Here is a 23,810-nt window from a genome sequence, read left to right on the forward strand (position 1 = left end):
CATCATTTCGAACTAGGTTCTCCTTCAAAATGATGTGAATGATGCTCTTATACATCATTTCAACCTAGATTTGCATTAGAAGCGATGCGCATCTCAATATTTCTTAACCCTTACCGCACAGTCTATACACTATACGCATTTGATTGGACTTATCAATCTCTATAAGTCATCAAACCCATTTAAATCACTTGTTTTCGTATACTGTCTAGATTTTTGTTCAAAGAAGTCTGTTTTTGTTCCATCAATATTATCAACATATGCACGGATCCATCTCATCGGGTTTTCTACGTTTTCAGGATAGATTTCACTTAAGCCAAGTAATCGAAGCATTTTATTCGCTCGGTATTTGATATAGCCTTGCATTTGCTCTAAATCTATTCCATCAATCCCAGATAGTACATACATGGACCATTCTATTTCTAAATCCACTGCAATTCTGAACTCCTGATAAACCCAATTAATAAAATCCTCATTATTACGTTCCGGATATTCTGCAAGTGTTGCACGGAATAGTTCTGAAATAAACCTCCCATGTTCCAGTTCATCCCGATTAATGTAACTAATCATTGTAGAGGTACCTACCATTTTATTATCCCTTGCTAGGTTGTAGAAAAAAGCAAACCCAGAGTAGAAGAATAATCCCTCTAAAAGAGCAGTATAAACAAGTGTCTTCAAGATGTTTTCAACAGTAGGCTCTTCAACAAAAAGATTATATCCTTCGATTAGTCTCTCATTTCTTTTCAATAAAATAGGGTCTTTCCTACCGAGCTGGAATGCTTCATTTTGTTCCATTAATGATACAACGGATGAAAGGACATAGGAATAGCTTTCATTATGTACCGCTTCCTGTTGTGCGATAACAGCCATAATTGATTGAACAGAAGGATCTGTTGCATGTAATGAAAGTAATAATGCCGTTCTTGTTTGTGGTGCATCCAAAGTCGATAGCAAGCCTATAATTTTTAAGTAAGCATCTTGTTCCGCTTCTGTAAGCATAGGAAATTGCTTTACATCGGAAGACATATTTATTTCATCTGCTTGCCAATAATTCCCCACTAATCGCTTGTACATTTTATACCAATGCGGATATTTAATATCATTCCAATTCAATATTCCACTAGACTCTCCGCCAAAAACTCGCGTTGATTTATTTGGAAATCGGGGTTCCATTGTTTTCGCCTTATTAAGCAATACGCTTGTCATGTTGTACGACTCCTTTCAACCATGTATCGATTAAAATTTCCTGAGAACCTCTTGGTGATTGCTCAATTTTCAACCCTGGCCATTTAGAACCATAAAATGTAACTAACTTGTCAACCGCTCCACAAAAGAAACCAAATTGTGTATCTCCTGTACCAAATACTGCAATATTAGCTGGCTTATAACCAATTTCTAACACAAAATCCTTTATTTCGTCGGGTGTTGTTCCATTAGCCCAGGTAAATGTTCCAAGTAGTAAAACGTCATAGTTTGATGGATGGATAGGTGGATCAATACCAATCCGGTGCATATCCACAGTTACGCCTCGAGATAAAAGTTTTTTCTCCATTAACTCCGCTGTTTCTTCCGTATTTCCACTGTATGATAAATAAGCAATTGCTACTCTCAACTTTGACACCACTCACATTCTTCTACATCATTTGAGGTTGATCTTACATAATAAGTTGTTTTTAATCCTTCTTTCCATGCTTGTAGATGTAAATCGAGTAAGACGGAAGCTCGGATGGTGTTAGGAACATAAAAATTAAAAGAAATACTTTGATCAATATGTTTTTGACGAGCAGCATTCTGTTTCACTGACCAACGTTGATCAACAATATAAGCAGAGCGCCGATAAATGTTGTACGTGTGATGATCTAATTCCGGTGCAGTTGTTGGAATCTTAAAGTCTTTTTTCTCTTCATGATAAAAAGGCTTAAACACTGGATCGATACTCGCTGTTGACCCGGCAATCATTGCAGTAGTCGAATTTGGCGCAACTGCCATTAAGTATCCGTTTCGCATTCCATTTTCCATGACCTGCGTCTTCAGTTCCTTCCATTCCTCACTGGTATATCCTTTTTCATCAAAATATGCACCTGTACTCCATTTACTACCAGAAAAGACAGGATAACTTCCTTTTTCTGCACATAACTCCATGCTACTTTTAATCGTTAAAAAGGCGATTTTTTCATAAAGTTTATCTGCAAAGTCAACTGCCTCCCCAGATTCCCATGAAATGTTCTTCTTTGCGAGCAAATGATGCCAACCAAATGTTCCAAGGCCAATCGCGCGGTATTTTTGATTAGTCATTTGTGTTTGCATTATCGGCAAGGTATTAATATCAATCACATTATCAAGCATTCGTACTTGTATTTTGATTAGCCGTTCTAACACATCGTCCGTAACGGCCTTCCCTAAGTTAATGGAGCTCAAGTTGCAAACGACAAAGTCACCTGGCTTGTACTTTTTTATCAGATAGCCAAATTCATTCGTATGTTCCTCCAAAAACTCTGTTGGAGATTGATTTTGTGTGATTTCTGTACACAGATTGGAACAATATATTATCCCATTATGGTTATTACTATTTTGTCTATTTACTTCATCTCGGTAGAACATAAACGGGGTACCGGATTCCAGTTGGGACTTCATGATTCGCTTCATAATATCAATTGCAGGGACTTTTCTCTTGGATAGCTGGTCATTCTTAACACATTCGGCATATTTCTCCCGAAAAGAACCACTTCCCTTTTCTTCATCGTAATAGTCCTCCAGTGAAAATCCCATCACTTCACGAACTTCATGTGGATCAAATAAATACCAATCACCTCGCGCTTCCACCTGTTCCATGAATAAATCAGGCAAACACACACCAGTAAAAATATCGTGGGCACGCATCCGGTCATCGCCATTATTTAACTTTAAATCCAAGAATGATTCAATATCTTTATGCCAAACATCTAAATAGACAGCAATAGCCCCTTTACGCGTTCCAAGTTGGTCGACACTTACCGCAGTATTATTCAACTGCTTAATCCAAGGAACTACACCACTGGACATTCCTTTAAATCCTTTAATAGAGCTTCCTCTTGCACGGATTTTCCCCATGTAGACACCAATTCCGCCACCATTTTTGGAAAGCTTCGCGATATCGGTATTGCTATCATAGATGGATTGCAAGCTATCATCTACCGTATCTATAAAACAGCTAGATAACTGACCATGCGTTTTCCCCGCATTTGCAAGTGTAGGTGTTGCTACTGTCATGTATAAATTACTTAATGCCCAATAAGCCTCTACCACTAACTCTAGTCGTTTTGTGGGGTTTTCATCTTGCATGAGATGCATAGCAATTACCATCCATCGTTCTTGGGGTAGTTCATAAATACGTTTATTATGGTCCGTTGCTAAGTATCTGTTTGCTAAAGTGTATAGTCCTAAGTATGTAAACGTAAGATCATGGTCTGGATTTATTTTTTCAGCAAGAAAATCTATGTCTTCTTTACTGTATTTTTCTAATAGATTTGGGGTATAAATACCTTTTTGTGTTAATATGTCTAATAGATGATAGAAATCACCATACATTATTTTTTCATCATAGCCACGATTAGTTGCTGCTTGGTGGTACAGGCTCTGTAATAATAATCTACTGGCTACAAACGTCCAATTAGGATTAGCCTCATCCATGTTTTCCAACGCTTTCTTGGCAAGCAAATCTGTTGCTTTTTCGATTGTAAATCCATCAGGTATTATCACATTCCATTCTGTTGCACTGACTTGTAAGCCATCCATGGCCAATCTAATTCGTTCGTTAATACTTATTCTCGTCGTTGTTTCTGTTACCATCTAAATAAACCTCCTAAAATATTAAAAGCCGCTCACCCAAGGGATGAACGGCACATAAAAACGACAGAAATTATCCAATATGTATAACTCCATCGTTTCATGCTCTTTCAACCCGAAGAAAAATGAAACTTTAAGTGATGGCAGGTCTCCTGGCTTGTGTTTCACTCTACTAAAGTCCTTCCCATATCATTGATACAGTGGATTGCTCGTTCGTCGACACTTACAGTTGCGGGGACAGCTTCAGATTATAACTGAATTCCCTTTTCAGACAATATTTGTCACCATTACTTACGGTACTATATATAGTATTTAGTTTTCTTTCAAATCACAATATATTGTATTAATAGACTATCATAGATAGATAAACTTTGCAATCTTAATTTGCTAGATTAGGAAAATGATTTTGGATTAGGTACAATTAAATTATTGATTTGGAGGTAGATAGTTGTGCAAGAAATTGTTGAATTGATTCGCTCATCTACTTATACCTTATTCTTTACCGGTGCTGGGATGTCTACGGAAAGTGGACTACCAGATTTTCGATCAAAGAATAGAGGGCTTTGGACAAAATTCAATCCAGATGAATTAGCCAATGCACATGCTTTAAATCATAACTTTAAAGAGTTTACAGAATTTTACCAGTACAGACTAAGGGAAATTGATAAATACCAGCCCCATGAAGGTCATTTAATCCTTGGTATATGGGAAAAGAAAGGGTTAGTCAAAGGAATTATCACACAGAATGTTGATGGTTTTCATCACGATGCCGGAAGCGGTAACGTAATGGAGTTACACGGGACTTTTCGCAAGTTTTTCTGTAATCAATGTAAAAGAGAACATGACCGAGAAGATTACCTGAATGGTCGTGATCAGTGTGAGTACTGTGATGGTCCAGTTCGTCCAGGAATTGTTCTTTTCGGGGAAATGCTTCCAGAGGATGTATTTCATAAGGCCGAAATAGAAACAGCTAAGGCTGATTTGTTTATCGTTTTGGGTTCCTCACTTACTGTTACACCTGCAAATATGTTTCCGATGATTGCCAAAGAGCGCGGGGCTAAGCTTGTTATTATTAATCGCGAGGCTACACCGATGGATCACTATGCGGATTATATTGTTCGAGATCAGAGTATAAGAGAGTTTTTAATTGAAATTAATCACCACCTATCTTTCTAAGGTTTTGTTAAGTTGGAAATAAGGCATTCATCAACTTTTGTTAAGATTCTTGGAAAACTTACGTAATAGTTTTTTGTTGCGTTCCGTTTTAAAAGATGATGAGGGCTCTAAATACGAAAAAACAGGGATGAAATATCCCTGTTTTCCCTTATTCATCCCAACACAGCTCGGTCACTTTCAAATTGCTCTCCACGAATACGTTGGAATTCTTTCAATAAATCTTCAATTGTTAGGTTCTGTTTCTTTTCACCCTTAATATCCAATATAATTTGTCCTTTATCCATCATAATTAAACGATTTCCTAAGTCCAAAGCCTGTTGCATATTATGGGTGACCATTAGCGTTGTTAACCCATGGTCTTCTACAACTTTTTTGGTTAAATTTGTAATTAATTCAGCTCGTGCTGGATCAAGTGCCGCAGTATGTTCATCAAGGAGTAATATATTCGGATTAGTGAAGGTTGCCATTAATAATGATAGGGCCTGTCGCTCTCCACCTGATAATAATCCTACTTTAGCATTCAACCGATCCTCTAATCCTAAATTTAATGTTTTTAAATGCTCTCTAAATTGAACTTTACGTTGTTTAGTAACCCCTGGCTTAAGCTTTCTTTTCCTGATTCGGGAATAGGCCATGGCAAGATTTTCTTCAATCGTCATCGATGGAGCCGTTCCAGCCATAGGATCCTGGAAGACCCGTCCAATATAAGCAGAACGCTTAAATTCAGGAAGCATCGTTACATCTTTATCAGAGATAATTACTTCTCCTACATCCGGCACTAGATTACCAGAAATGGTATTCATTAGGGTTGATTTACCTGCACCGTTACTCCCAATAACCGTTACAAATTCCCCTTCATGAAGTTCTAAATTAATTCCCTGTAATGCTTTCTTTTCATCAGGAGTACCTTCGTTAAAAGTAATGGCAACATCTTTAACATGTAGCATATTAGGCACCCTCCCTTACTTGACCAAGTGCAGCTCGCTTTTGAAGCCGGCGTTTTTTATCTTTTCGAGCTTGAAGGATTCTCGGTGCAATAAGTGCAACCATTACAATAAATGCGGTTATCAGCTTCATGTCACCAGTTTCCAAGAAATCAACACGAAGCGCCAAGGTAACGACCATACGATAAACAATCGCACCACCAATTACAGCGATAGTTGCAATGGCAATGGTTCTTTTTCCGATTAGTGCTTCCCCGATAATAACGGATGCTAGACCAATAACAATCATACCTATTCCCATGGAAACATCAGCAAATCCACCGATTTGGGCAATTAAAGCGCCACTTAAGGCAACCATAGCGTTAGAAATACCAACACCTAATATAATCAGATTATCTGTATTTGCTGATAAACTACGAATCATCCGTTTATTATCACCTGTTGCACGTAATGCCAATCCTACTTCTGTTTTTAAGAAATAATCCGTTAAGTATTTAATAACTAATACCACGACAATCATGAAAAATACAATCACCCATGTTGCTGGAGCACGTTCCGATCCAATCGCAGTAAAAATACCGTTAAGAAAGCTATCTAATCCAGCTGGCCACATGTCACGAAGCTGTGAAAAAATAGTCGGTTGATTGTGTAAGGATACTGTCGGTGAATCCATAATTCGTAGATTAATGGAATATAATGCAATCATCATTAAAATCCCAGATAATAACGCATTTATTTTTCCTTTTGTATGAAGGAGACCAGTTATACAACCTGCAATAAATCCTGCGCCGATTGCCATCAATGTCGCAACGATAGGAGACACGCCGTTAACAATAGAAATCGCCGCTACACCAGCACCGGTAACAAAGCTACCATCTACCGTTAAATCAGGAAAATCCAATACTCGGAAGGTTAGATATACCCCTAAAGCCATAATTGCATAAATAATTCCAGATTCAACAGCACCGAATAATGCTAAAGCCAATTTATATTTACCTCCTTTTCCACATCCTAAACAAGCAAATGTGGAAATAAACTCTTTAGAATAGAGAAGCAGGCACCTGAGCCTGCTTCAAATTTGGACTTATAGGGTACATTCGTTTCTTACTTACTCCACTTCAACTGTCTCTACAAATTGAGCATCTCCATCCCAATCTGCATTCCATTCAATACCTTGTTCTTCAGCAGCGCCTTTATTGATGAACAATTGAATTTCCGGTGGATACTCTACATTAATATCTTGTGGAGATTTTCCATCCCTTAAAATTTCAACAGCCATCTCACCTGTACGCTTACCGATAGTAAAATAGTCAATACCAAACGTTACAAATCCACCCTTAGCTAATGAGTCAGGCTCACCAACAACTAATGGAATATCTTGTTCATTCGCAACGGATACAACACTTTCAAGAGCTGAAACTACCATGTTATCCGTAACAATATAGAATAAATCAACTTCACTAACTAATGATTGTGCTGCTTGTTGAACTTCTGAAGAGTTTCCTACCGTACGTTCTTCAAAACTTAATGAAGTACCTTCACCAGCAGCTTTTACTGCCTCAATTTGCGTTACTGAGTTAGACTCACCAGCATTATAAATTAAGCCGACTGCTGCATCAGGGAAATACTTATCAATAAAGTTTACGGTTTCTTTGATAGCATCCGGATGAAGGTCTACAACGCCAGTAATATTTTCACCAGGTTTATCCATTGCTTCCACGATATCTGATTCAACGGCATCTGTAACAGAGGTGAATAACACAGGAATATCTCTTGCATCCTTTGTAGCTTCAAGTGCAGATAGGGCTGCAGGTGTAGAGTTCGCAAAAATCAGATCCACATTATCTGCAACAAATCCATCTGAGATGGGCTTAAGATTGTTTTGATCACCTTGTGCGCTTTCGTATTTAAATTCAACATCAAGGCCGGCTTCTTCTAAAGCAGCTTGGAAGCCTTCATATGCTTTATCTAGAGATGGATGTTCTACTATTTGTGAAGCTCCAATCACATACTTCTTTCCACTTTCACTGTCTGCACTGTCACCATCTGAACTATTCCCATCTGAGCCCCCACCACATGCTGCTAACACTAGTAAACTAATCATTCCTATGACTAAAACTAAAAGCCCTCTTTTCATCCTATACTCCCCCTTATTCTCATCTTAGAAAAACTCTTATTCGCTTGTCTCTTAGCGGAAACTACTTGTATTGCAACGTGTAAAATTACGTCTTGTAGCATTCCCTTTTCGAAAAGTCTCAAGCAAGACGAGCACTTTCATGTGATAGTTTTTCTACACGTTAGGAAAGTTTTATTACTTTCCAAACTACGGAATTGAAACTATAATTTGAGAAATTATAACATACTGAAAATACTAGTCAAGTTTGTTTTTTGATAATTCTATCTTTTTGTAAACGCTTACCCTTAAGTCCTTCACGTGCTTTTCAAAATAAAATTAATTTTCTTTGCCATCCCTCTTTTCTAAAAATTAGTTACTTTTTCAATTCCCTTTACTATTCTTTCAACTGTTGGTAGATAATGATTCTCTAAACTGGAAAATGGAACTGGAACATCAAATCCTGTAACCCTTTCAACTGGAGCTTTTAGATACAAGAATGATGTGTCATTAATGATTGATACAATATCATTTCCAAGTCCACCAGTTTTCGCTGCTTCATGTATAACAACTGCTCTCCCCGTTTTTTGAACGGATTCAGCAATTATTCTCTCATCAACTGGATACAATGTTCTAAGATCGATCACTTCACAGCTAATCCCATGTTGTTTCATTTGATTAGCTGCCTTCTCAACCACAGGAACCATTGCTCCCCATGTGATTAACGTTACATCTTCACCTTCCATTCGTTTTTTTCCTTTGCCAATTTCAACTGTATAATAATCTATTGGAACCTCTTCTCGGAACGAACGGTAATTATGCATTGGTTCCATAAAAAGAACTGGATCTGGATCTTCTACCGCTGCTATCAATAACCCTTTAGCATCATAAGGTGTAGCTGGACAAACTACTTTAATTCCTGGCATATGAGTAAATAGCGCTTCTGCACTATCCGAGTGAATCTCCGGGGCCCTAACGCCAGCACCATACGGAGCACGTATTACCATCGGTACGGAATAACGACCCATTGTGCGCATCCGAATACGAGAGGCATGTGTCATAATTTGATCATAGGCTGGATAAATAAAGCCCATAAATTGAATCTCAGCAATTGGTTTAAATCCATTTACAGCAAGACCTATTGAAGTCCCGATAATCCCCGATTCTGATAAAGGCGTATCAATAACTCGGTCTTCACCAAATACTTCTTGAAGCCCATCCGTAGCCCGGAAAACACCACCGTTTTTCCCGACATCTTCGCCAAGAATTAACGTAGTTTCATCTCGTTCTAGTACAATTTTCATTCCATCGTTAATCGCTTGAATCAGGGTAATATTTTTCGTGGCAATTTTTGTATCAGTCATTTTAGTTGTCATCCTACTTTCCCCCTAACAAGTGAAGATAAGCGTCTTTTTGTTCCTGCAATTGATCCGGAAGTTCCGCAAACACATGATTAAATAAATCTTCCACATTTGCCTTCGGATAGGACTCCATTGCTTTTACAGCCGCTTCAATCTCTTCTTCTATTTCTAGGTGGGCTTTCGTAACAACATCTTCATTCCAAAAACCAGCATTTTTCATAAAACGCTCTAACCGAATGATTGGGTCCACAACATCCTGACCAAGGCCTTCTGCTCGATATTTCGTTGGGTCATCTGCAGTGGTATGAGCACCAGTGCGCCATGTTACTGCTTCAATTAATGTTGGCCCTCCTCCAGAACGTGCTCGTTCCACTGCCTTTTGCATTTCAAAAAAAACAGCAAAAAAGTCGTTCCCATCTACTCGAACACTTGGCATCTCGTAGGCTACCCCTTTTTGTGCGATTGTCTTTGAGTTCATTTGTCTTTCAAAGGGAACCGAAATAGCATAACCATTATTTTGGTTGAAAAATATGGTTGGTGTTTGGAATACACTGGCAAAGTTTAATCCCTCATGGAAGTCTCCTTCTGAGGTTGCTCCATCACCGAAGTAAGCAATGGCTATATTCTTTGTACCCTTTCGCTTTTCTGCCCATGAGGCACCCGTTGCGTGAAGGATTTGTGTTGCGATTGGTACCGCAGCCGGAAAAATATGTTTCCCTTCTGGTGGTACACAACCTTCTAATCTACCATTCCAATAAAGAAACGTTCGGGTCATATCAGCTCCGAAAGTTAGCATTGCCCCGTGGTCTCGATATGTAGGAAATAACCAATCGTCCTCACCTAAAGCAAGCGCACTACCAACTTGTGCTGCCTCTTGCCCTTCAAAAGGCGGATAGGTTCCAATTCTTCCCTGTCGTTGTAAGCTTTTAGCCTTCTTATCAAATGTACGAATACGATACATATGGAAATATGCCCTTAGCACTAGTTCTTCATTAATTAAATCCTTATTACTAGCATCAACCACATTTCCCTGATCATCAATTACTTGTTTTATTGGATAAGACTCTACCACCAAAAAAACCTCCAATACTCCGTCTAGTTAACCATTACCGTAAACGCATTCATTTCCTTCATGGCGTAATATTAACGTTATTTTATCACTACGATATAGCATGGTCAATTAAATATTTTGAAAAATGTAAATTTTATGATAGGTCTTGATAGCTTTATTCTAGTAATGTTAAACCTGATTTCATCTGCTTTTTTGCTATCTTTATCATGTCATTAATTAAATCGTTTACACTGGGTATGTCTTCGATTAAGCCTGCGACTTGACCACTATTTAGAAATCCCTTATTTAAATCCCCATTTATCGCTCCAAGCACATGATACTTTTCTGTGGTGGATTGTCCAAAGTCTTGTAAACTTATTCCGCCTTTTTCTTGTTCTAATAAATGTTGGACATAGTTTGTATTCAAGACCCTTCTAATTCTTCCAACACTTCTACCAATAATAATTGCATCTGTGCCACTTGCCCCTATAAGTTTTTCTTTATAGTTTGCGTGAAAAGGGGCTTCCTTAGTTGCGATGAAACGTGTGCCAATCTGGACACCCTCTGCCCCAAGCATAAGTGCTGCAGCTAATCCTTTTCCGTCACCAACTCCTCCAGCAGCTATTATTGGAACGCTTACCCTTTGAACAACTTGAGGTACTAATGTAAACGTGGTTAGTTCTAAAGTAGAATTTATTCCAGCCGCTTCGTAGCCTTCCGTTACCAATATATCCGCACCAGCTTCTTCAGCTTTGATTGCATGTTTTACAGAAGCCACGATTGCAAGAACCACCTTTCCATATTCATGGAGTTTAGGTATAAAAGGTGTAGGATTCCCAGCAGACAGTGAAATAACCGGTATGTTGTGCTTAATAGTTAGCTCAATTAGCTCATCGACATGGGGAGATACATTAATCGCGATGTTCAAAGCAAATGGCTTTTTAGTCAGTCTCTTTGTCTCTGTAATGATTCCTTCCACTTGTTCAACAGACATCGTGCCACAGCCAATCGTACCTAGTCCACCAGCTTCAGACACAGCAGCTGCAAGCTTCGCATTTGAAATATTCCCCATACCGCCTTGAATGATAGGATAATTAATGTTTAATATACTCGTTATTCGATTCATATATTTTCCTCCTATCTCCCTTTAAACGTAGGCGGTCTCTTTTCACTAAAGGCTTGTAATGCTTCTAATCTATCTTCTGTTGGAATAGTAAGCTCATAGGCTTTTGCTTCTATATCCAATCCCGTATTTAAATCGGTGTTCATTCCAAGTGTAATAGCGTACTTAGCTTGGGTTACTGCCACTGGACCATTCTTAAGGATATGATTAGCTAACGCTACAGATTCTTCAAGAAGTGAATTTTCCTCTACGACTCTAAGCACTGCCCCGAGCTCATAGGCCTCCTCGGCAGTAATTTTTTTCGCTGTTAGAATCAGTTCCTTCGCCTTCATCTCACCAATCAATCTTGGTAAGCGCTGTGTACCACCTGCACCTGGTATGATTGCCCAACTCGTTTCTGTTAGGCCCATTTTTGCACCCTTAACAGCTATAACAAAGTCACAGGCAATCATCAGCTCGAATCCACCACCAAAACAATACCCATTCACTGCAGCAATGGTTGGCTGGGGCAGATTGGCAATCGCATCAAAGCAGTCTCGAATTGCCTTAACATTTCGTCGTACTTGTGGCTCTGTCAATGTCTTTCGCTCTTTCAAGTCTGCACCAGAACTAAAGGACCTTTTTCCGGCACCAGTAATAATGACTGCTCTAATTTCCTTATCTAGATGGATTTGTTGTACTATTTCTTGTAGTTCCTTAAGCATTTGGTAATTAAATGCGTTTAGTGCTTCTTCCCTATTTAATGTGATGTGGGCAATATTATTTTGTTTTTGAAACAGGATTGTTTGCATTAACTTGCTCCTTTCCTGTTGAGTTGTTTTTACGTTTAGTAGTAGAACAGTGATTGGGCGATTTTGGCTGATGTTTTCGGAATACGGCTGATAGCCTTTTATTTTGGCTGATATTTCTGGTATTCGGCGGATATCCTTTTTTTTGGCTGATGTTTTCGGAATTCGGCTGATAGTCTTTTATTTTGGCTGATGTTTCTGGAATTCGGCCGATTATCCTTTATTTTGGCTGATGTTTTCGGAATACGGCTGATTATCTTTTATTTTGGCTGATATTTCTGGTTTTCGGCCGATAATCCTTTATTTTGGCTGATGTTTTCGGAATTCGGCTGATTATCTTTTATTTTGGCTGATGTTTTCGGAATACGGCTGATAGTCTTTTATTTTGGCTGATGTTTCTGGAATTCGGCCGATAATCCTTTATTTTGGCTGATGTTTTCGGTTTTCGGCCGATAATCCTTTGTTTTGGCTGATATGCAAGAGCTATAAATTATTACACCCCTTCCACAATCACCGATATCCCCTGCCCAACACCAACACACATCGTTGCTAAGCCATATTGTGTTTCTTGCTTCTTCATTTCATGGATTAGTGTTGTTAATATCCGTGCACCACTAGCGCCTAAAGGATGACCAAAGGCAATCGCACCACCATTTACATTCACAATCTCTGCATCTAGTTCCAGCTGCCTAATACATTCAAGAGATTGCGAGGCAAAAGCTTCATTTAACTCTACTAATCCAATATCTGATGCTGCTAACCCGGCACGCTTCAACGCCTTTCTAGAAGAATATATTGGCCCTAATCCCATTACAGATGGTTCCAATCCAGCTGTTGCACTGGTTACATAATGGGCTAATGGCTTCACCCCTAACTCCTTCGCTCTGTCAGCACTCATTAGTAGCAGTGCAGATGCACCGTCATTTACTCCAGAAGCATTCCCGGCAGTTATGGTGCCATTTTCAATTATTGGTCTTAATTTACCTAGTATCTCTAGAGATGTTTCTGGACGTGGATGTTCGTCTTGATCCACGCGAATTTCATTTCCTTTTCTATCTTGATAGATTACTGGAACAAGCTCATCTGAAAATCGATTGGTTTCTACTGCCTTTTTCGCACGCATTTGGCTCTCGTAGGCAAACCTATCCTGCTCCTGGCGGCTAATATTATAACGTTTCGCTACATTTTCTGCCGTCTGTGGCATGGAATCTGTCCCGTACATGTGTTCAAGAGCTGGGTTCACAAACCTCCAGCCTATCGTTGTATCAAATAGCTCCATATTTCCTCTAGGAAACTCTTTACTTGGTTTCGCCATCACAAAGGGGGCTCGGGTCATACTTTCCGTACCACCAGCTATATAAATATCACCTTCACCAACTGCAATGGCTCGTGCTGCATACATGACCGCATCAAGGCCGGAACCACAAAGACGGTTAATTGTAGTTCCACCGACCTCAACTGGTAACCCAGCTAGAAGAGCAGCCATCCTCGCAACATTTCTATTATCTTCACCAGCTTGATTGGCATTACCTAAAACAACTTCTTCAATCTCATCTGGAGACAATTTTGGATTTCGTTCTACCAATGCTTTTATTACAATGGCACCCAAATCATCTGGTCGAATATCCTTAAGTGCCCCATTATACCTACCAATTGGCGTTCTAACCGCATCAACGATGACAACCTCTTTCATTTCTTTATCCTCTCATCAACATTTGTATAGTCATATACTCCACGACCAGTTTTCCGGCCGAGCCTTCCAGCCTTTACATATTGCTCGAGCAAAGGCGCGGGACGGAATTTTTCCCCTAGTGTTTCATGTAAATACTTTAGGTTATTTAACCGTGTATCCAATCCAACAAGATCACCAAGTTCAAGAGGCCCCATTGGATAGTTCAACCCTAGTTTAATAGCTTTATCAATATCTTCCGCAGAGGCAACTCCTTCTTGAAGCATGTAAAAAGCTTCATTACCGACCATGGCACTGATTCTACTTGTCACAAAACCTGGGAATTCATTTACTTCAACCGTCTCCTTACCCATTCGTTCTGCTACTTCACGAATAATGCCTACTGCTTCTGCATTTGTTTCTAGCCCTTTTACAATTTCTACAAGCTGCATGCGATGAACTGGGTTAAAGAAGTGCATTGCTGCAACTTGCTCTGGTCTTTTGGTATAGGAACCTAGTTCAGTTGGGCTAATGGTTGACGTGTTAGAAGCAATGACTATGTGCTTTGGTGCATGGGCGTCGATTGTTTCGAGTACATTCTTTTTCAAATCACGTTTTTCTGGCACGGCTTCAATGACATAATCGGTATCTTTTACAGTGGAAGCAAGGTCTAATGAGGTATGTAAATTAGTAAATAGATGACCAGCCTCGGATTCAGTAATTTTATTTCTAGCGATGGCTTTGTCGGCTAGTATTCTCATTTCTTGTAGGGCATTTTTTAGTTGCTCTCCTGATACATCGACAAGTGTCGTTTGAAAACCAGAGAGGGCTGAGACATAGGCGATGCCTCGGCCCATTACACCGGCTCCAACGACGGTTATTTTATTTATTGTCATTGGTGGTCATCCTTTCTATTACTTTGAATACTCTTCGGACTATGGGCCTGTAATTATTAGGCATGTGACCAAATTCCGAAGCGTGTGCCCCCTTGACTAAACCATCCGACCAGTTCCGCTAAACTTGCGACCTCCCAGTCTGTTCAATTTATGTGGAACCACTACCCGAATACAGGTCTAACTTTAATAACAGAATCCCACCTAAACCCCAAACGGGTTAATCGGCTTTGGACCATAGTATGATAAAACGCTTTTGTCTTCCATGTAAAGGTCTAGCGTTTCTACGGTTAGTTCACGACCGAATCCAGATTGTTTATAGCCCCCGAATGGTGTTCCTGGGAAAGCAGAAAATGGACTGTTGATCATGACAATTCCTGCTTGAATTTGGTGTGCCACACGCGTTGCTCTAGCTTGGTTTGTTGTCCAAATAGCAGAGCCTAGGCCATATTCTGTATCATTCGCACGTTTGATAACTTCACGCTCATCGGTGAATTTTTCTACAACCACAACAGGTCCAAAGATTTCTTCCTGAACGACTTTCATATCTGGAGTAACGTCAGCAATAATGGTTGGTTCATACCAATATCCATTTTCAAAGCCTTCTATTTTCATTTCTTTTCCACCAGTTAGAATGGTTGCACCATCCATCTGTGCAGATTGAACATATCCATCTATTTTTTCTAATTGGCCACGGTTTATAATAGCGCCCATATGTGTCCCTTTATCAAATGGATCACCAAGTTTCAACTTCTGTGTTCTAGAAACAAATTGTTCCATGAAATCATCATATATAGCCTCATGAACAAATAGACGAGACCTTGCTTCACAGGACTGCCCAGTGTTAAAGAATATACCGAAAAGAGAACCAGCAACTGCCGCTTCTAAATCTGCATCTTCAAAAATAATACTTGGTGACTTTCCACCTAGTTCGAGTGTTAAACGTTTTAAAGTACTGGAAGCTTTCTCCATAATGTCTCGACCAGTTGGTGTGGAACCGGTGAAAGCAACCTTATTCACATCCTTATGTGTAACTAAGTAATCACCAACTACTTGACCAGCACCAGGAACAGTATTTACTACTCCTTCTGGTACACCAGCCTCATGACAAATCTCGTTTAGAACGATAGCAGTAATCGGTGTAAGACTTGCAGGCTTCACAACAACAGAACATCCTGCCGCGATAGCCGGTGCAATTTTCCAAGCAGCCATCATCATTGGATAATTCCATGGAATAATTTGCGCACATACCCCTACCGGCTCTTTATGGGTATAGTTAAAAAATCCATTTGGCATATTATTAACGGTGCCACGGTGGCCGACAATTGCACCTGCGTAAAACTCAAAATCCTCAATTGCTTGGTTAATTTGCACCTGTGCTGCACCAATGGATTTTCCGCTATTTAGCACTTCAAGCTCACATAATTCTTTGAAACGGCTACGCATAATCTCAGCAATTTTATTTAATACACGTGCACGTCTTCCTACTGGGTATTTACGCCACTTTCCATTATCGAAAGAATTCCTAGCAGCTTGCACTGCTTTTTCTGCATCCTCTGTGGTGGCCATTGCAATGGTCGCAATCACTTCACCTTTTGCAGGATCAAAGGTTTCAAATACTTCACCAGATACACTCTCGACACGTTCACCATTAATAATCATGGCATAGTGTTTACGTTTCATTTCTCCAACTGTAGTAATTTTTTCAGCTACTATTTGTTCCATTACTATTCCTCCTTATTCCTTTAGACTCTTGGCAGAAAAAGACTCTATTTACCAATAAAATTGGGTGTGCGTTTTTCTACAAATGCTCTTAGCCCTTCCTTATGGTCTTCAGAGAGACCTGCAATTCGTTGAGCAAAAGCTTCTTGTTCCAGGAATGTCTCATAATCGGTATGCATGCTATCGAGCATATAACGCTTAATTAGGGAGAAGGACTTTGTTGGTAGACTTGCAATCCGCTCGGCAAATGCTCCAATCTCTACAGCCCACTCCTCCTCAGCAATAACCTCCGTTACTAATCCCCAATTTCCCGCTTCCTCCGCAACTATCGGTTTTCCAAGGGTAGCAATTTCTAGAGCCTTGGCATACCCTACTAATCTAGGAAGCATATAAAGAAAACCAGAATCAGGGACTAGCCCTATATTCATAAAGGCACTAACTAGCTTTGCATTACTTTTCATTAAACGAAAATCACATGCAAATGCTAGACCCATTCCTGCACCTGCTGCCGTCCCGTTAATAGCAGCAATAACTGGTTTAGGTATTTTCTTTAAAGCTCTTAGCATGGGATGATATCGTTCTCTTAAGAATTCCGCATGATTGGTGTTTTCATCCACCCCCGCCAAATCCTGTCCCGAACAAAATGCCTTCCCGCTCCCTGTAATGACAATGCATTTTATCTCTTCATCTTTAGTCGCTGTCTTCAATGCCTTTACTATCTCCCGGTTCATCTGTTCTGTAAACGCATTGTAAGCGGTCGGTCGATTAAGTACAATGGTTGCTATCTTTTCGTCTTTTTCATATAAAATCGTTTCATAACTCAAATCACTCATCCCCCCTTAAACGAGGCTGGACGTTTTTCTGAAAATGCCCGCATACCTTCTTTCTGATCCTCTGAAGCAAAAGCTAAGTAAAAGTTTTTCCGTTCTAAGTTCTTTCCATCTTGCAACGGTAAATCTTGCGCAGCATGAACTGCTTCCTTGATTAGTCGTAATGAAATCGGCGGTTGTTTTGCTAGTTTGTGAGCTAAGCTCATGGTTTCCTCTACCACTAATTCTTTGGCAACCACTCGGTTAATGACGCCATTTTCATAGGCTGTTCTTGCCGTCATTGACTCACCTAACCAAAGCCATTCTAGTGCCTTTCGTACACCCATTGCTTTCGTTAAAAATTGCGTGCCACCCGCACCTGGAAGAACGCCAAGCTTTACTTCTGGAAAGCCAAACTTGGCATCCTCTGCAGCAATTATTAAGTCACAGTGTAGAGCTAATTCAAAGCCCCCACCTAAAGCAAAGCCATTCACGGCTGCAAGTATTGGCTTCTTAATCAAACTGATTTTGTCCCATTCAGCAAATGGATTTAATAATTCTAACGTTAACGGGGTGGCATCCATCATCTCCTCGATGTCTGCCCCCGCAGCAAAGGCTTTTTCGCTTCCTTTCAGGACAATAACCTTAATCGACTCATTTCTGTCAAAAGATTCTAGTTGGGTGACAATCTCATGAACCATATCGCGATTCAACGCATTGAGTACTTGAGGACGATTCAATTGAATAACACCAACGCCATCTTCTGAGTGTGCATGAATATGCTTACCCATCTACCTCTTCACCAATCATAAGGGTGACGATATCGCCAGCAAATTTCATAACATCTCTTCCTGACGCCTTCCCTTCATCCGTTTTCATCGCCTTTTGTAAGGAATCATGGTCGTCATAATACATTTCACATAGAAGATAAAACTCACTTCCTCCCATTGGAGATCCTACTACTCTAGTAACTTCCATTTTTCTTAATCCAGGAATCTTACTCGTAATTGGAGCATGCGTATTGAAATAATGCTCATCGAATTTTTCCTTATCTGCTGGTTGCTTATATAATGCGATTAGCTTTACCATTTCATTTCCCCCTAGTGATTTAAATTAAGTGGTTGAACCACTGGTTTCATTGCTTCAAATGGATTCTTACATGCACTGCAGTATAAAATACTTCTACATGCGGTTGGTCCAAATACATTCTCCATGGATGTGTAATCCGAGTTGCAGTACGGGCAGTTTACCATCCACTTATCCCCTGGATGGTAGTTTTCAGGTGGAGGTGCAATACCATGTTTTTTTAATTCTATTTTCCCTTTATTCGTAATGGCATCTGTTGACCACTGATGTTCCATCGTAAATTGAACATGACAACTACCAACCCAGGACAGTTCCTCTACCGCCTTTTTTACTTTGATTTCAATAAATTCCAAAGCAGGACACCCAGCAAATGTCGGAACCATCTTGATATTTACTTCCTGTTCATTCAAAACAACGTCATGCACCATGCCTAAGTCATACACACTGACCGAAGGGAGTTCCGGATCATCAACCGTTTTTAAAACTGCATAAACCTCATCATGTTTATTCATTTTGTTTATGTCCTCCTCTCCTCATATTTTTATTCACTTTTCGGTAGATACATGACTTTACCAGGCCGCAGTTTTATCGCTGTTATAAACTTCTGCCAGGGTATTTAATGCTTGCTCAAGGTCCATAGTATGTTCACCATTTCTTCCACTGCCATACTTTTTCCCTAATGGACCCACTGGAATTTCCACTAAAACCGACTGAATTTCTTCTAACCACTTATCCTTCATTTCCTCTTCACCAATCATGACTAGGTTCAGGCTTCTCATATCATTAGCTAGTGAACCTAACTCAAGAACATCCGCAAACTCAGCCCATGCTTCATTAATACGATCCTGAATTCGCTTTTTCGCCTCTTCTGATGAAGACCCGAGCTGTTTCATCCATAGCTTCCAATGAGCCAAATGATATGGATGTTCCATCAGTACTTTCCTTGCAACATTCGCTAACGGCTTATAGGAACTTGTTGCAATCGCTTCCAATTTAATCTTTTTAAAGGTTTCATAGAAGTAATTTCTGACCACAGCTAATGCCCAGTCATAATAAGGTTCATCCAGATAAGTTCCTTCTCCGTTTCGCTTCTCTAGATAAATACCATTCCTGCGTTCCTCTGGTTTGCGGCCATGTGCAAGTATATCCGCTTCCCCTGCTCCAAGTTCTTCTAATAAGTTATAATACATAGCGGCATGCCCCATCGTATTTTGCGTGATGGAAGAATAAGCTACATCTTCTTCCACATGTGGTGCCAACCCTAACCATTCCGACCCACGAAAGGCAATTAATAAATCATCGTCCGCTAATTGGAAAAGTAATTCTTTTAGTGCTTGCAAATAGGTGGCATCCTGCTTTGCTAGTTCAGCTGTTTCAATGAGTTTACTCATTTCTTCTTCACCTCTTTCCAAGACATGATTTCTTTCTCATCAAGCATGCCTTGTTCTTTCTCCTTCCACTTTTGGCGTAGGTAACCATATCCCTTTGTCGTGCGATATTGTTTATTATCCAAGCGATTGGTCATGCTCTGTCTTTCTTCACTCGTCATTTTACGGATATCATTTTGCTTCACTACCCATACATCGATGACCTCTTCACGGCGCATAAAATTTTCCTGTGCCATCATCATAGCCATTTCTCTATTCGGTGCAAGCAGACTGAATTGATGCTGCATCGGGGCTTTACTTCCTCTTCTGCTAAACACTTCATATACTTGATAAAAATCAGATTCCTTAGCCAAGTTTTGTTCCCCCTTCCTTTAAACACCCACCGGTTCAGTAGCCAATGCTTGTCGAACCCAACGGTTGTTTTCATAAGCAATTTCTCTTATACGTAGTCGCTCTTTTGAACGAGGGCCATTACCTCGTATAATTTGCTTGAACTCTTCCCAGTCCGGTTGCTTGTATATCCACTTTTCCTCGTTCTCATCATAATGGATGGTTTCATCCGGTACGGTTAATCCAAGCGAAAATACTCGTGGCATATATTTCGATAAAAATGCCTGGCGCAACTCCTCATTTGTGCTCTTTCGAATCTTGTATTTAATCATGATATCTTGCTTAGACGATCCGGTTGTTTCCGCTGATGCTGGGCCAAAGAACATAAGCAGCGATGGCCACCAACGATTCAATGATTCTTGTAAAATATCGCGTTGGTAGTCATTCCCCTCCGCAAGTGCCATAATAATAGATTCTCCATGTTGCGCATGGAAAACTTCCTCCTGACAAATACGTTGTAATGCCCTTTGGTATGGACCATAAGAGGCGTCAAGCATATTGGTTTGTGAAATGATTGCTGCACCATCAACTAGCCAACCTACCATTCCAGCATCTGCCCATGTTTTCGTTGGCATATGAAAGACATTATGGAATTTTAAATCCTTGTTTAATAAATCTTCCATTAAATTTTCTCTTGTTTTTCCATATGGCTTCATTAGATCTTCAGCAACACGTAATAAAAGCTGGCCATGACCCATTTCATCTTGAACCTTTGCCATTATTCCTAGCTTTCTTCTTAATGTTGGTGCTTTCGGTACCCACTCCTTTTCAGGTAACGCTCCCATTATTTCACTGATTCCATGCATAGAAATTAATTTTATTAATGCTTGACGATAATCCTCAGGCATCCAGTCATCTGCTTCAATTTTGTCTCCGGCTTCAATTCGGGCCATAAATGCATCATATTTCGCTTGGTCATGCTCGACATATGCAGTTGTTTTGGAATCTCCGTCCTCCACATAGTTGTACATTGTACCACCCTTTCATAACGTTTCTTTAACGTTATGATAGCAAAGTGTCATACATATGACAATATTATTTTAAATTTTCCCAATAATATGTGATGATTTTCATAGACAACTCTATAATCCTACGAGGCTTCCTACTCTTAAAACATTAGTACACCATCGTTACACATAGAAACAATTGAAGTAAATACGCAAAAATAACTTAGCACCTATTCTTTTCTTGGTTTTTTTGTTAGAATTTGAACGAATGACGAAAATTACGTGGACGTACAAATTGGAAAGGGAGTTTTTGGTGGAAAAGCAATTTAATACGAGATCAATGATATTTACCTTATTTGGGGATTATATAAGACATGATGATAATGTTATATGGATTGGTAGTTTAATAAGGCTACTGGAGGAGTTTGGCCATAACGAGCAATCCGTTCGGGCTGCTATATCAAGGATGAGTAAGCAAGGTTGGGTGAAGTCCGAGAAGATTGGTAATAAAAGCTATTATTCCTTAACAGAACGTGGAAAAGCTCGGATGGAAGAAGCATCCAAGCGTATTTATAAAACGGAGCACCCTTCTTGGGATGAAAATTGGCGCATTCTTGTTTACACCATTCCAGAAACGAAACGTCATCTTCGTGATGAGCTGAGAAAAGAATTAGTTTGGAGTGGCTTTGGGCTATTATCCAACAGTTGCTGGATATCACCTAATCCGTTAGAAGAACAGGTAAACGTATTAATAGATAAATATAATATCAGTGACTACGTTTCCTTCTTTCATGCCTCCTACATTGGCAAGAACAGCCCTGAAGAGTTAGTCCAAAAGTGTTGGAATCTTGATGAAGTAAATGAAAAGTATCAATCCTTTATTCAAGATTATAGCCAAAAGTATGTAATTGATAAAAATAAAATGGAGAAAGGTGAATTAACGGATGGAAGCTGTTTCGTTAAGTCTGCCCTATTAGTTCATCAGTATCGTAAATTCTTATTTATTGATCCAAACTTACCACAAGAATTATTGCCAAAGAAATGGTTAGGCGATTCAGCAGCATCACTATTTAACGATTATTATCAAATGCTCATTGAACCAGCTAGACGTTTCTTTAAGGAAGTGTATGAGCAAGGTGAAGTAGATAAATTACAGGAAAGTCTAAGAAAGTAGCGTATTTCGATTAACGGTATCTGTTTCCAATTGTAAAACTCTATTTTACTAACCAATTTATTAATATAATAGCATCGCAAATGCGGTGCTTTTATATACAAAAAAACCCGTTCTAATTTGAACCGATCTATAGTTTTACTTTCTTTTTTTCAAGGATGACTGTAGCTGTCTCATCTTTAAATATTGTGAATGAGGATATTTCTTCTCTTAAAATTCCACAAAATATACAATTCTCCATTTTGAAGCACTCTATTCTTCACCAAATATTTATTCGTTCTCTAACAAAAGCAAAAACCGTCAACCAAGATAATCACTGTCTTGATTGACGGACTACACCAGGTTACATTCGAAAGTCTGTTTAACAGAAACTTAATCTACCTATTATTAATAAAATAACTTTGTGTATTCTGTCTGTGTATCAGCTATATGATAAATATAAATCGAATCCTTGATCCTACGATAGATTGCTACATGCTTCTTAGAAATCACCATACGGTAACCTTGTTCATTCAGCCATGTATCTGGTGTCATCGAACCGGAATCCGGGAAATCTTCTAGCCGCTCAATCGTATTCAATATATGATTACTGACCTTTGTTGCCGTTCGCAAATCAAACTGTATCAGATAATAGTCCTGGAGCTTTTTTAAATCCTCCCAAGCAGAAGGCAAAATTTCAATTTTATACTTCATCTGCTCGCTCACTTAATCTTCGTTTTGCTTCTGAAATACTGAGCGTTTCTGCTCCACTAATTCTTTCTTGTTCTGCCTGCAGAACTCTTGCACGAAGCTGTAAAATTTGCTCCCTTTTTTCAAAGGCATCAATACTCATGAGAACCATGTCCCCCTCACCATTTTTTGTTATATATATAGGTTCTTTGGTTTCTTTTGCAAGATTTGATATTGTAGTGTAATCATTTCTTAATGCTGCCGATGGTTTAATTATCATAATTCCACACCCCATATATCATTTTGTTGATATAATTATACTATTATTTTTATATGTAGTAAAGTGTGTTAAAATATCTACACTACAATACCAACATATATATTCCCCTAATATTGTTTTTATATCAGTGAAACTTCAATCAGAGGGGGTTTTAGGCCTACAGGATGTAGGCCATGCAGACGAAGACATAAGGACGTGACGGTCTTCGTCTCCGTTCCCTTATCCCCCACTGATTGTTAGTTGAACGAACCTTAGCTTTTGACTTGCTGTTGATCCCCACTTATAATTCTTGAATTTCCCGCGAATTCTTCTCGTTAAGGGTCTTACAGCCAGTTAACCTGCGATAAAAAGGTTACAAATCACTGATTATCTTGATTAATAATAGCACCTGTTTAAAAAGAAGAGTAT

The 23,810-nt window shown here is 39.3% G+C and carries 24 protein-coding genes and 1 riboswitch; of the genes, 2 read left to right on the top strand and 22 right to left on the bottom strand.

What is annotated here, in order from left to right:
* Positions 1-159 precede the first annotated feature (159 nt).
* Genes K332_RS0113110 through K332_RS0113120 form a run of 3 tightly spaced genes read right to left on the bottom strand, consistent with a single transcriptional unit; the run spans position 160 to position 3,825 of the window.
* Positions 160-1,203: a ribonucleotide-diphosphate reductase subunit beta gene (locus tag K332_RS0113110; RefSeq protein WP_026907863.1), complete on the bottom strand. Its 1,044-nt coding sequence runs from the start codon at positions 1,201-1,203 to the stop codon at positions 160-162.
* Complete coding sequence (locus tag K332_RS0113115) at positions 1,184-1,621, bottom strand: flavodoxin (RefSeq protein ID WP_026907864.1); 438 nt, start codon at positions 1,619-1,621, stop codon at positions 1,184-1,186. Before K332_RS0113115 ends, K332_RS0113110 begins: the two co-directional genes overlap by 20 nt.
* The gene (locus K332_RS0113120; protein WP_026907865.1) at positions 1,606-3,825 is read right to left on the bottom strand and encodes a ribonucleoside-diphosphate reductase subunit alpha; all 2,220 of its coding nucleotides are present in this window, start codon (positions 3,823-3,825) and stop codon (positions 1,606-1,608) included. Before K332_RS0113120 ends, K332_RS0113115 begins: the two co-directional genes overlap by 16 nt.
* Positions 3,826-3,947: 122 nt before the next feature.
* A riboswitch (cobalamin riboswitch) is annotated at positions 3,948-4,126 on the bottom strand.
* A gap of 146 nt (positions 4,127-4,272) precedes the next feature.
* Here K332_RS0113120 and K332_RS0113125 point away from each other — a divergent pair.
* Positions 4,273-4,998 carry an NAD-dependent deacylase gene (locus K332_RS0113125; protein ID WP_026907866.1) on the top strand — a complete coding sequence of 242 codons (726 nt, stop codon included), beginning with the start codon at positions 4,273-4,275 and terminating at the stop codon, positions 4,996-4,998.
* Between the two features lie 152 nt (positions 4,999-5,150).
* On the opposite strand, the gene K332_RS0113130 is transcribed toward K332_RS0113125, so the two are convergent.
* The 17 genes from K332_RS0113130 to paaA form a co-directional block, all read right to left on the bottom strand.
* Positions 5,151-5,945 (bottom strand): ABC transporter ATP-binding protein, encoded by a 795-nt coding sequence (locus K332_RS0113130; RefSeq protein ID WP_026907867.1) that lies wholly within the window; start codon positions 5,943-5,945, stop codon positions 5,151-5,153.
* A 1-nt stretch (position 5,946) separates the two neighbouring features.
* Positions 5,947-6,927, bottom strand: coding sequence for an ABC transporter permease (locus K332_RS0113135; RefSeq protein ID WP_026907868.1), 981 nt, complete (start codon positions 6,925-6,927; stop codon positions 5,947-5,949).
* Positions 6,928-7,050: 123 nt separating this feature from the next.
* On the bottom strand, positions 7,051-8,079 hold the full coding sequence (locus K332_RS0113140) for an ABC transporter substrate-binding protein (protein ID WP_026907869.1): 1,029 nt from the start codon (positions 8,077-8,079) through the stop codon (positions 7,051-7,053).
* Positions 8,080-8,420: 341 nt separating this feature from the next.
* A complete protein-coding gene (locus K332_RS0113145) occupies positions 8,421-9,431 on the bottom strand; it encodes an alpha-ketoacid dehydrogenase subunit beta (RefSeq protein WP_026907870.1) in 1,011 nt (336 codons plus the stop codon).
* A 1-nt stretch (position 9,432) separates the two neighbouring features.
* Complete coding sequence (pdhA, locus tag K332_RS0113150; RefSeq protein ID WP_026907871.1) at positions 9,433-10,488, bottom strand: pyruvate dehydrogenase (acetyl-transferring) E1 component subunit alpha; 1,056 nt, start codon at positions 10,486-10,488, stop codon at positions 9,433-9,435.
* A gap of 154 nt (positions 10,489-10,642) precedes the next feature.
* Positions 10,643-11,593 carry an NAD(P)H-dependent flavin oxidoreductase gene (locus K332_RS0113155; protein ID WP_026907872.1) on the bottom strand — a complete coding sequence of 317 codons (951 nt, stop codon included), beginning with the start codon at positions 11,591-11,593 and terminating at the stop codon, positions 10,643-10,645.
* Positions 11,594-11,604: 11 nt separating this feature from the next.
* The gene (locus K332_RS0113160; RefSeq protein WP_026907873.1) at positions 11,605-12,381 is read right to left on the bottom strand and encodes an enoyl-CoA hydratase-related protein; all 777 of its coding nucleotides are present in this window, start codon (positions 12,379-12,381) and stop codon (positions 11,605-11,607) included.
* A gap of 490 nt (positions 12,382-12,871) precedes the next feature.
* On the bottom strand, positions 12,872-14,071 hold the full coding sequence (locus K332_RS0113165; protein ID WP_026907874.1) for an acetyl-CoA C-acyltransferase: 1,200 nt from the start codon (positions 14,069-14,071) through the stop codon (positions 12,872-12,874).
* A complete protein-coding gene (locus K332_RS0113170; RefSeq protein ID WP_026907875.1) occupies positions 14,068-14,943 on the bottom strand; it encodes a 3-hydroxyacyl-CoA dehydrogenase in 876 nt (291 codons plus the stop codon). The genes K332_RS0113165 and K332_RS0113170 overlap by 4 nt, the downstream gene beginning before the upstream one ends.
* A 201-nt stretch (positions 14,944-15,144) precedes the next feature.
* Positions 15,145-16,665 (bottom strand): aldehyde dehydrogenase family protein, encoded by a 1,521-nt coding sequence (locus tag K332_RS0113175; protein ID WP_026907876.1) that lies wholly within the window; start codon positions 16,663-16,665, stop codon positions 15,145-15,147.
* Positions 16,666-16,709: 44 nt separating this feature from the next.
* Entirely contained in the window at positions 16,710-17,486 is a 777-nt protein-coding gene (locus K332_RS0113180) for an enoyl-CoA hydratase-related protein (RefSeq protein ID WP_026907877.1), read from the bottom strand.
* A gap of 5 nt (positions 17,487-17,491) precedes the next feature.
* Positions 17,492-18,262, bottom strand: a complete 771-nt coding sequence (locus K332_RS0113185; protein ID WP_026907878.1) for an enoyl-CoA hydratase/isomerase family protein — start codon at positions 18,260-18,262, stop codon at positions 17,492-17,494.
* Positions 18,255-18,560: an EthD family reductase gene (locus K332_RS0113190; protein WP_026907879.1), complete on the bottom strand. Its 306-nt coding sequence runs from the start codon at positions 18,558-18,560 to the stop codon at positions 18,255-18,257. Before K332_RS0113190 ends, K332_RS0113185 begins: the two co-directional genes overlap by 8 nt.
* 11 nt (positions 18,561-18,571) lie before the next feature.
* Complete coding sequence (paaD, locus tag K332_RS0113195) at positions 18,572-19,069, bottom strand: 1,2-phenylacetyl-CoA epoxidase subunit PaaD (RefSeq protein WP_026907880.1); 498 nt, start codon at positions 19,067-19,069, stop codon at positions 18,572-18,574.
* Between the two features lie 57 nt (positions 19,070-19,126).
* Complete coding sequence (gene paaC / locus K332_RS0113200; protein ID WP_026907881.1) at positions 19,127-19,948, bottom strand: 1,2-phenylacetyl-CoA epoxidase subunit PaaC; 822 nt, start codon at positions 19,946-19,948, stop codon at positions 19,127-19,129.
* Positions 19,945-20,298 carry a 1,2-phenylacetyl-CoA epoxidase subunit PaaB gene (gene paaB, locus K332_RS0113205; RefSeq protein ID WP_026907882.1) on the bottom strand — a complete coding sequence of 118 codons (354 nt, stop codon included), beginning with the start codon at positions 20,296-20,298 and terminating at the stop codon, positions 19,945-19,947. Before paaB ends, paaC begins: the two co-directional genes overlap by 4 nt.
* An 18-nt stretch (positions 20,299-20,316) precedes the next feature.
* A complete protein-coding gene (gene paaA, locus K332_RS0113210; RefSeq protein ID WP_026907883.1) occupies positions 20,317-21,306 on the bottom strand; it encodes a 1,2-phenylacetyl-CoA epoxidase subunit PaaA in 990 nt (329 codons plus the stop codon).
* A 316-nt stretch (positions 21,307-21,622) separates the two neighbouring features.
* Here paaA and paaX point away from each other — a divergent pair, with 316 nt between their 5' ends.
* Positions 21,623-22,456, top strand: coding sequence for a phenylacetic acid degradation operon negative regulatory protein PaaX (gene paaX / locus K332_RS0113215; protein WP_036688967.1), 834 nt, complete (start codon positions 21,623-21,625; stop codon positions 22,454-22,456).
* 384 nt (positions 22,457-22,840) lie between these two features.
* Here the strand turns inward: paaX and K332_RS0113220 are convergent, their stop codons facing one another.
* Positions 22,841-23,146, bottom strand: a complete 306-nt coding sequence (locus K332_RS0113220; RefSeq protein WP_026907885.1) for a type II toxin-antitoxin system RelE/ParE family toxin — start codon at positions 23,144-23,146, stop codon at positions 22,841-22,843.
* Positions 23,136-23,402 (bottom strand): type II toxin-antitoxin system Phd/YefM family antitoxin, encoded by a 267-nt coding sequence (locus K332_RS0113225; RefSeq protein ID WP_026907886.1) that lies wholly within the window; start codon positions 23,400-23,402, stop codon positions 23,136-23,138. The genes K332_RS0113220 and K332_RS0113225 overlap by 11 nt, the downstream gene beginning before the upstream one ends.
* Positions 23,403-23,810: the final 408 nt, after the last annotated feature.

This window comes from Paucisalibacillus globulus DSM 18846 (assembly GCF_000482485.1).
GTDB classification, from domain to species: Bacteria; Bacillota; Bacilli; order Bacillales; family Amphibacillaceae; genus Ornithinibacillus; species Ornithinibacillus globulus.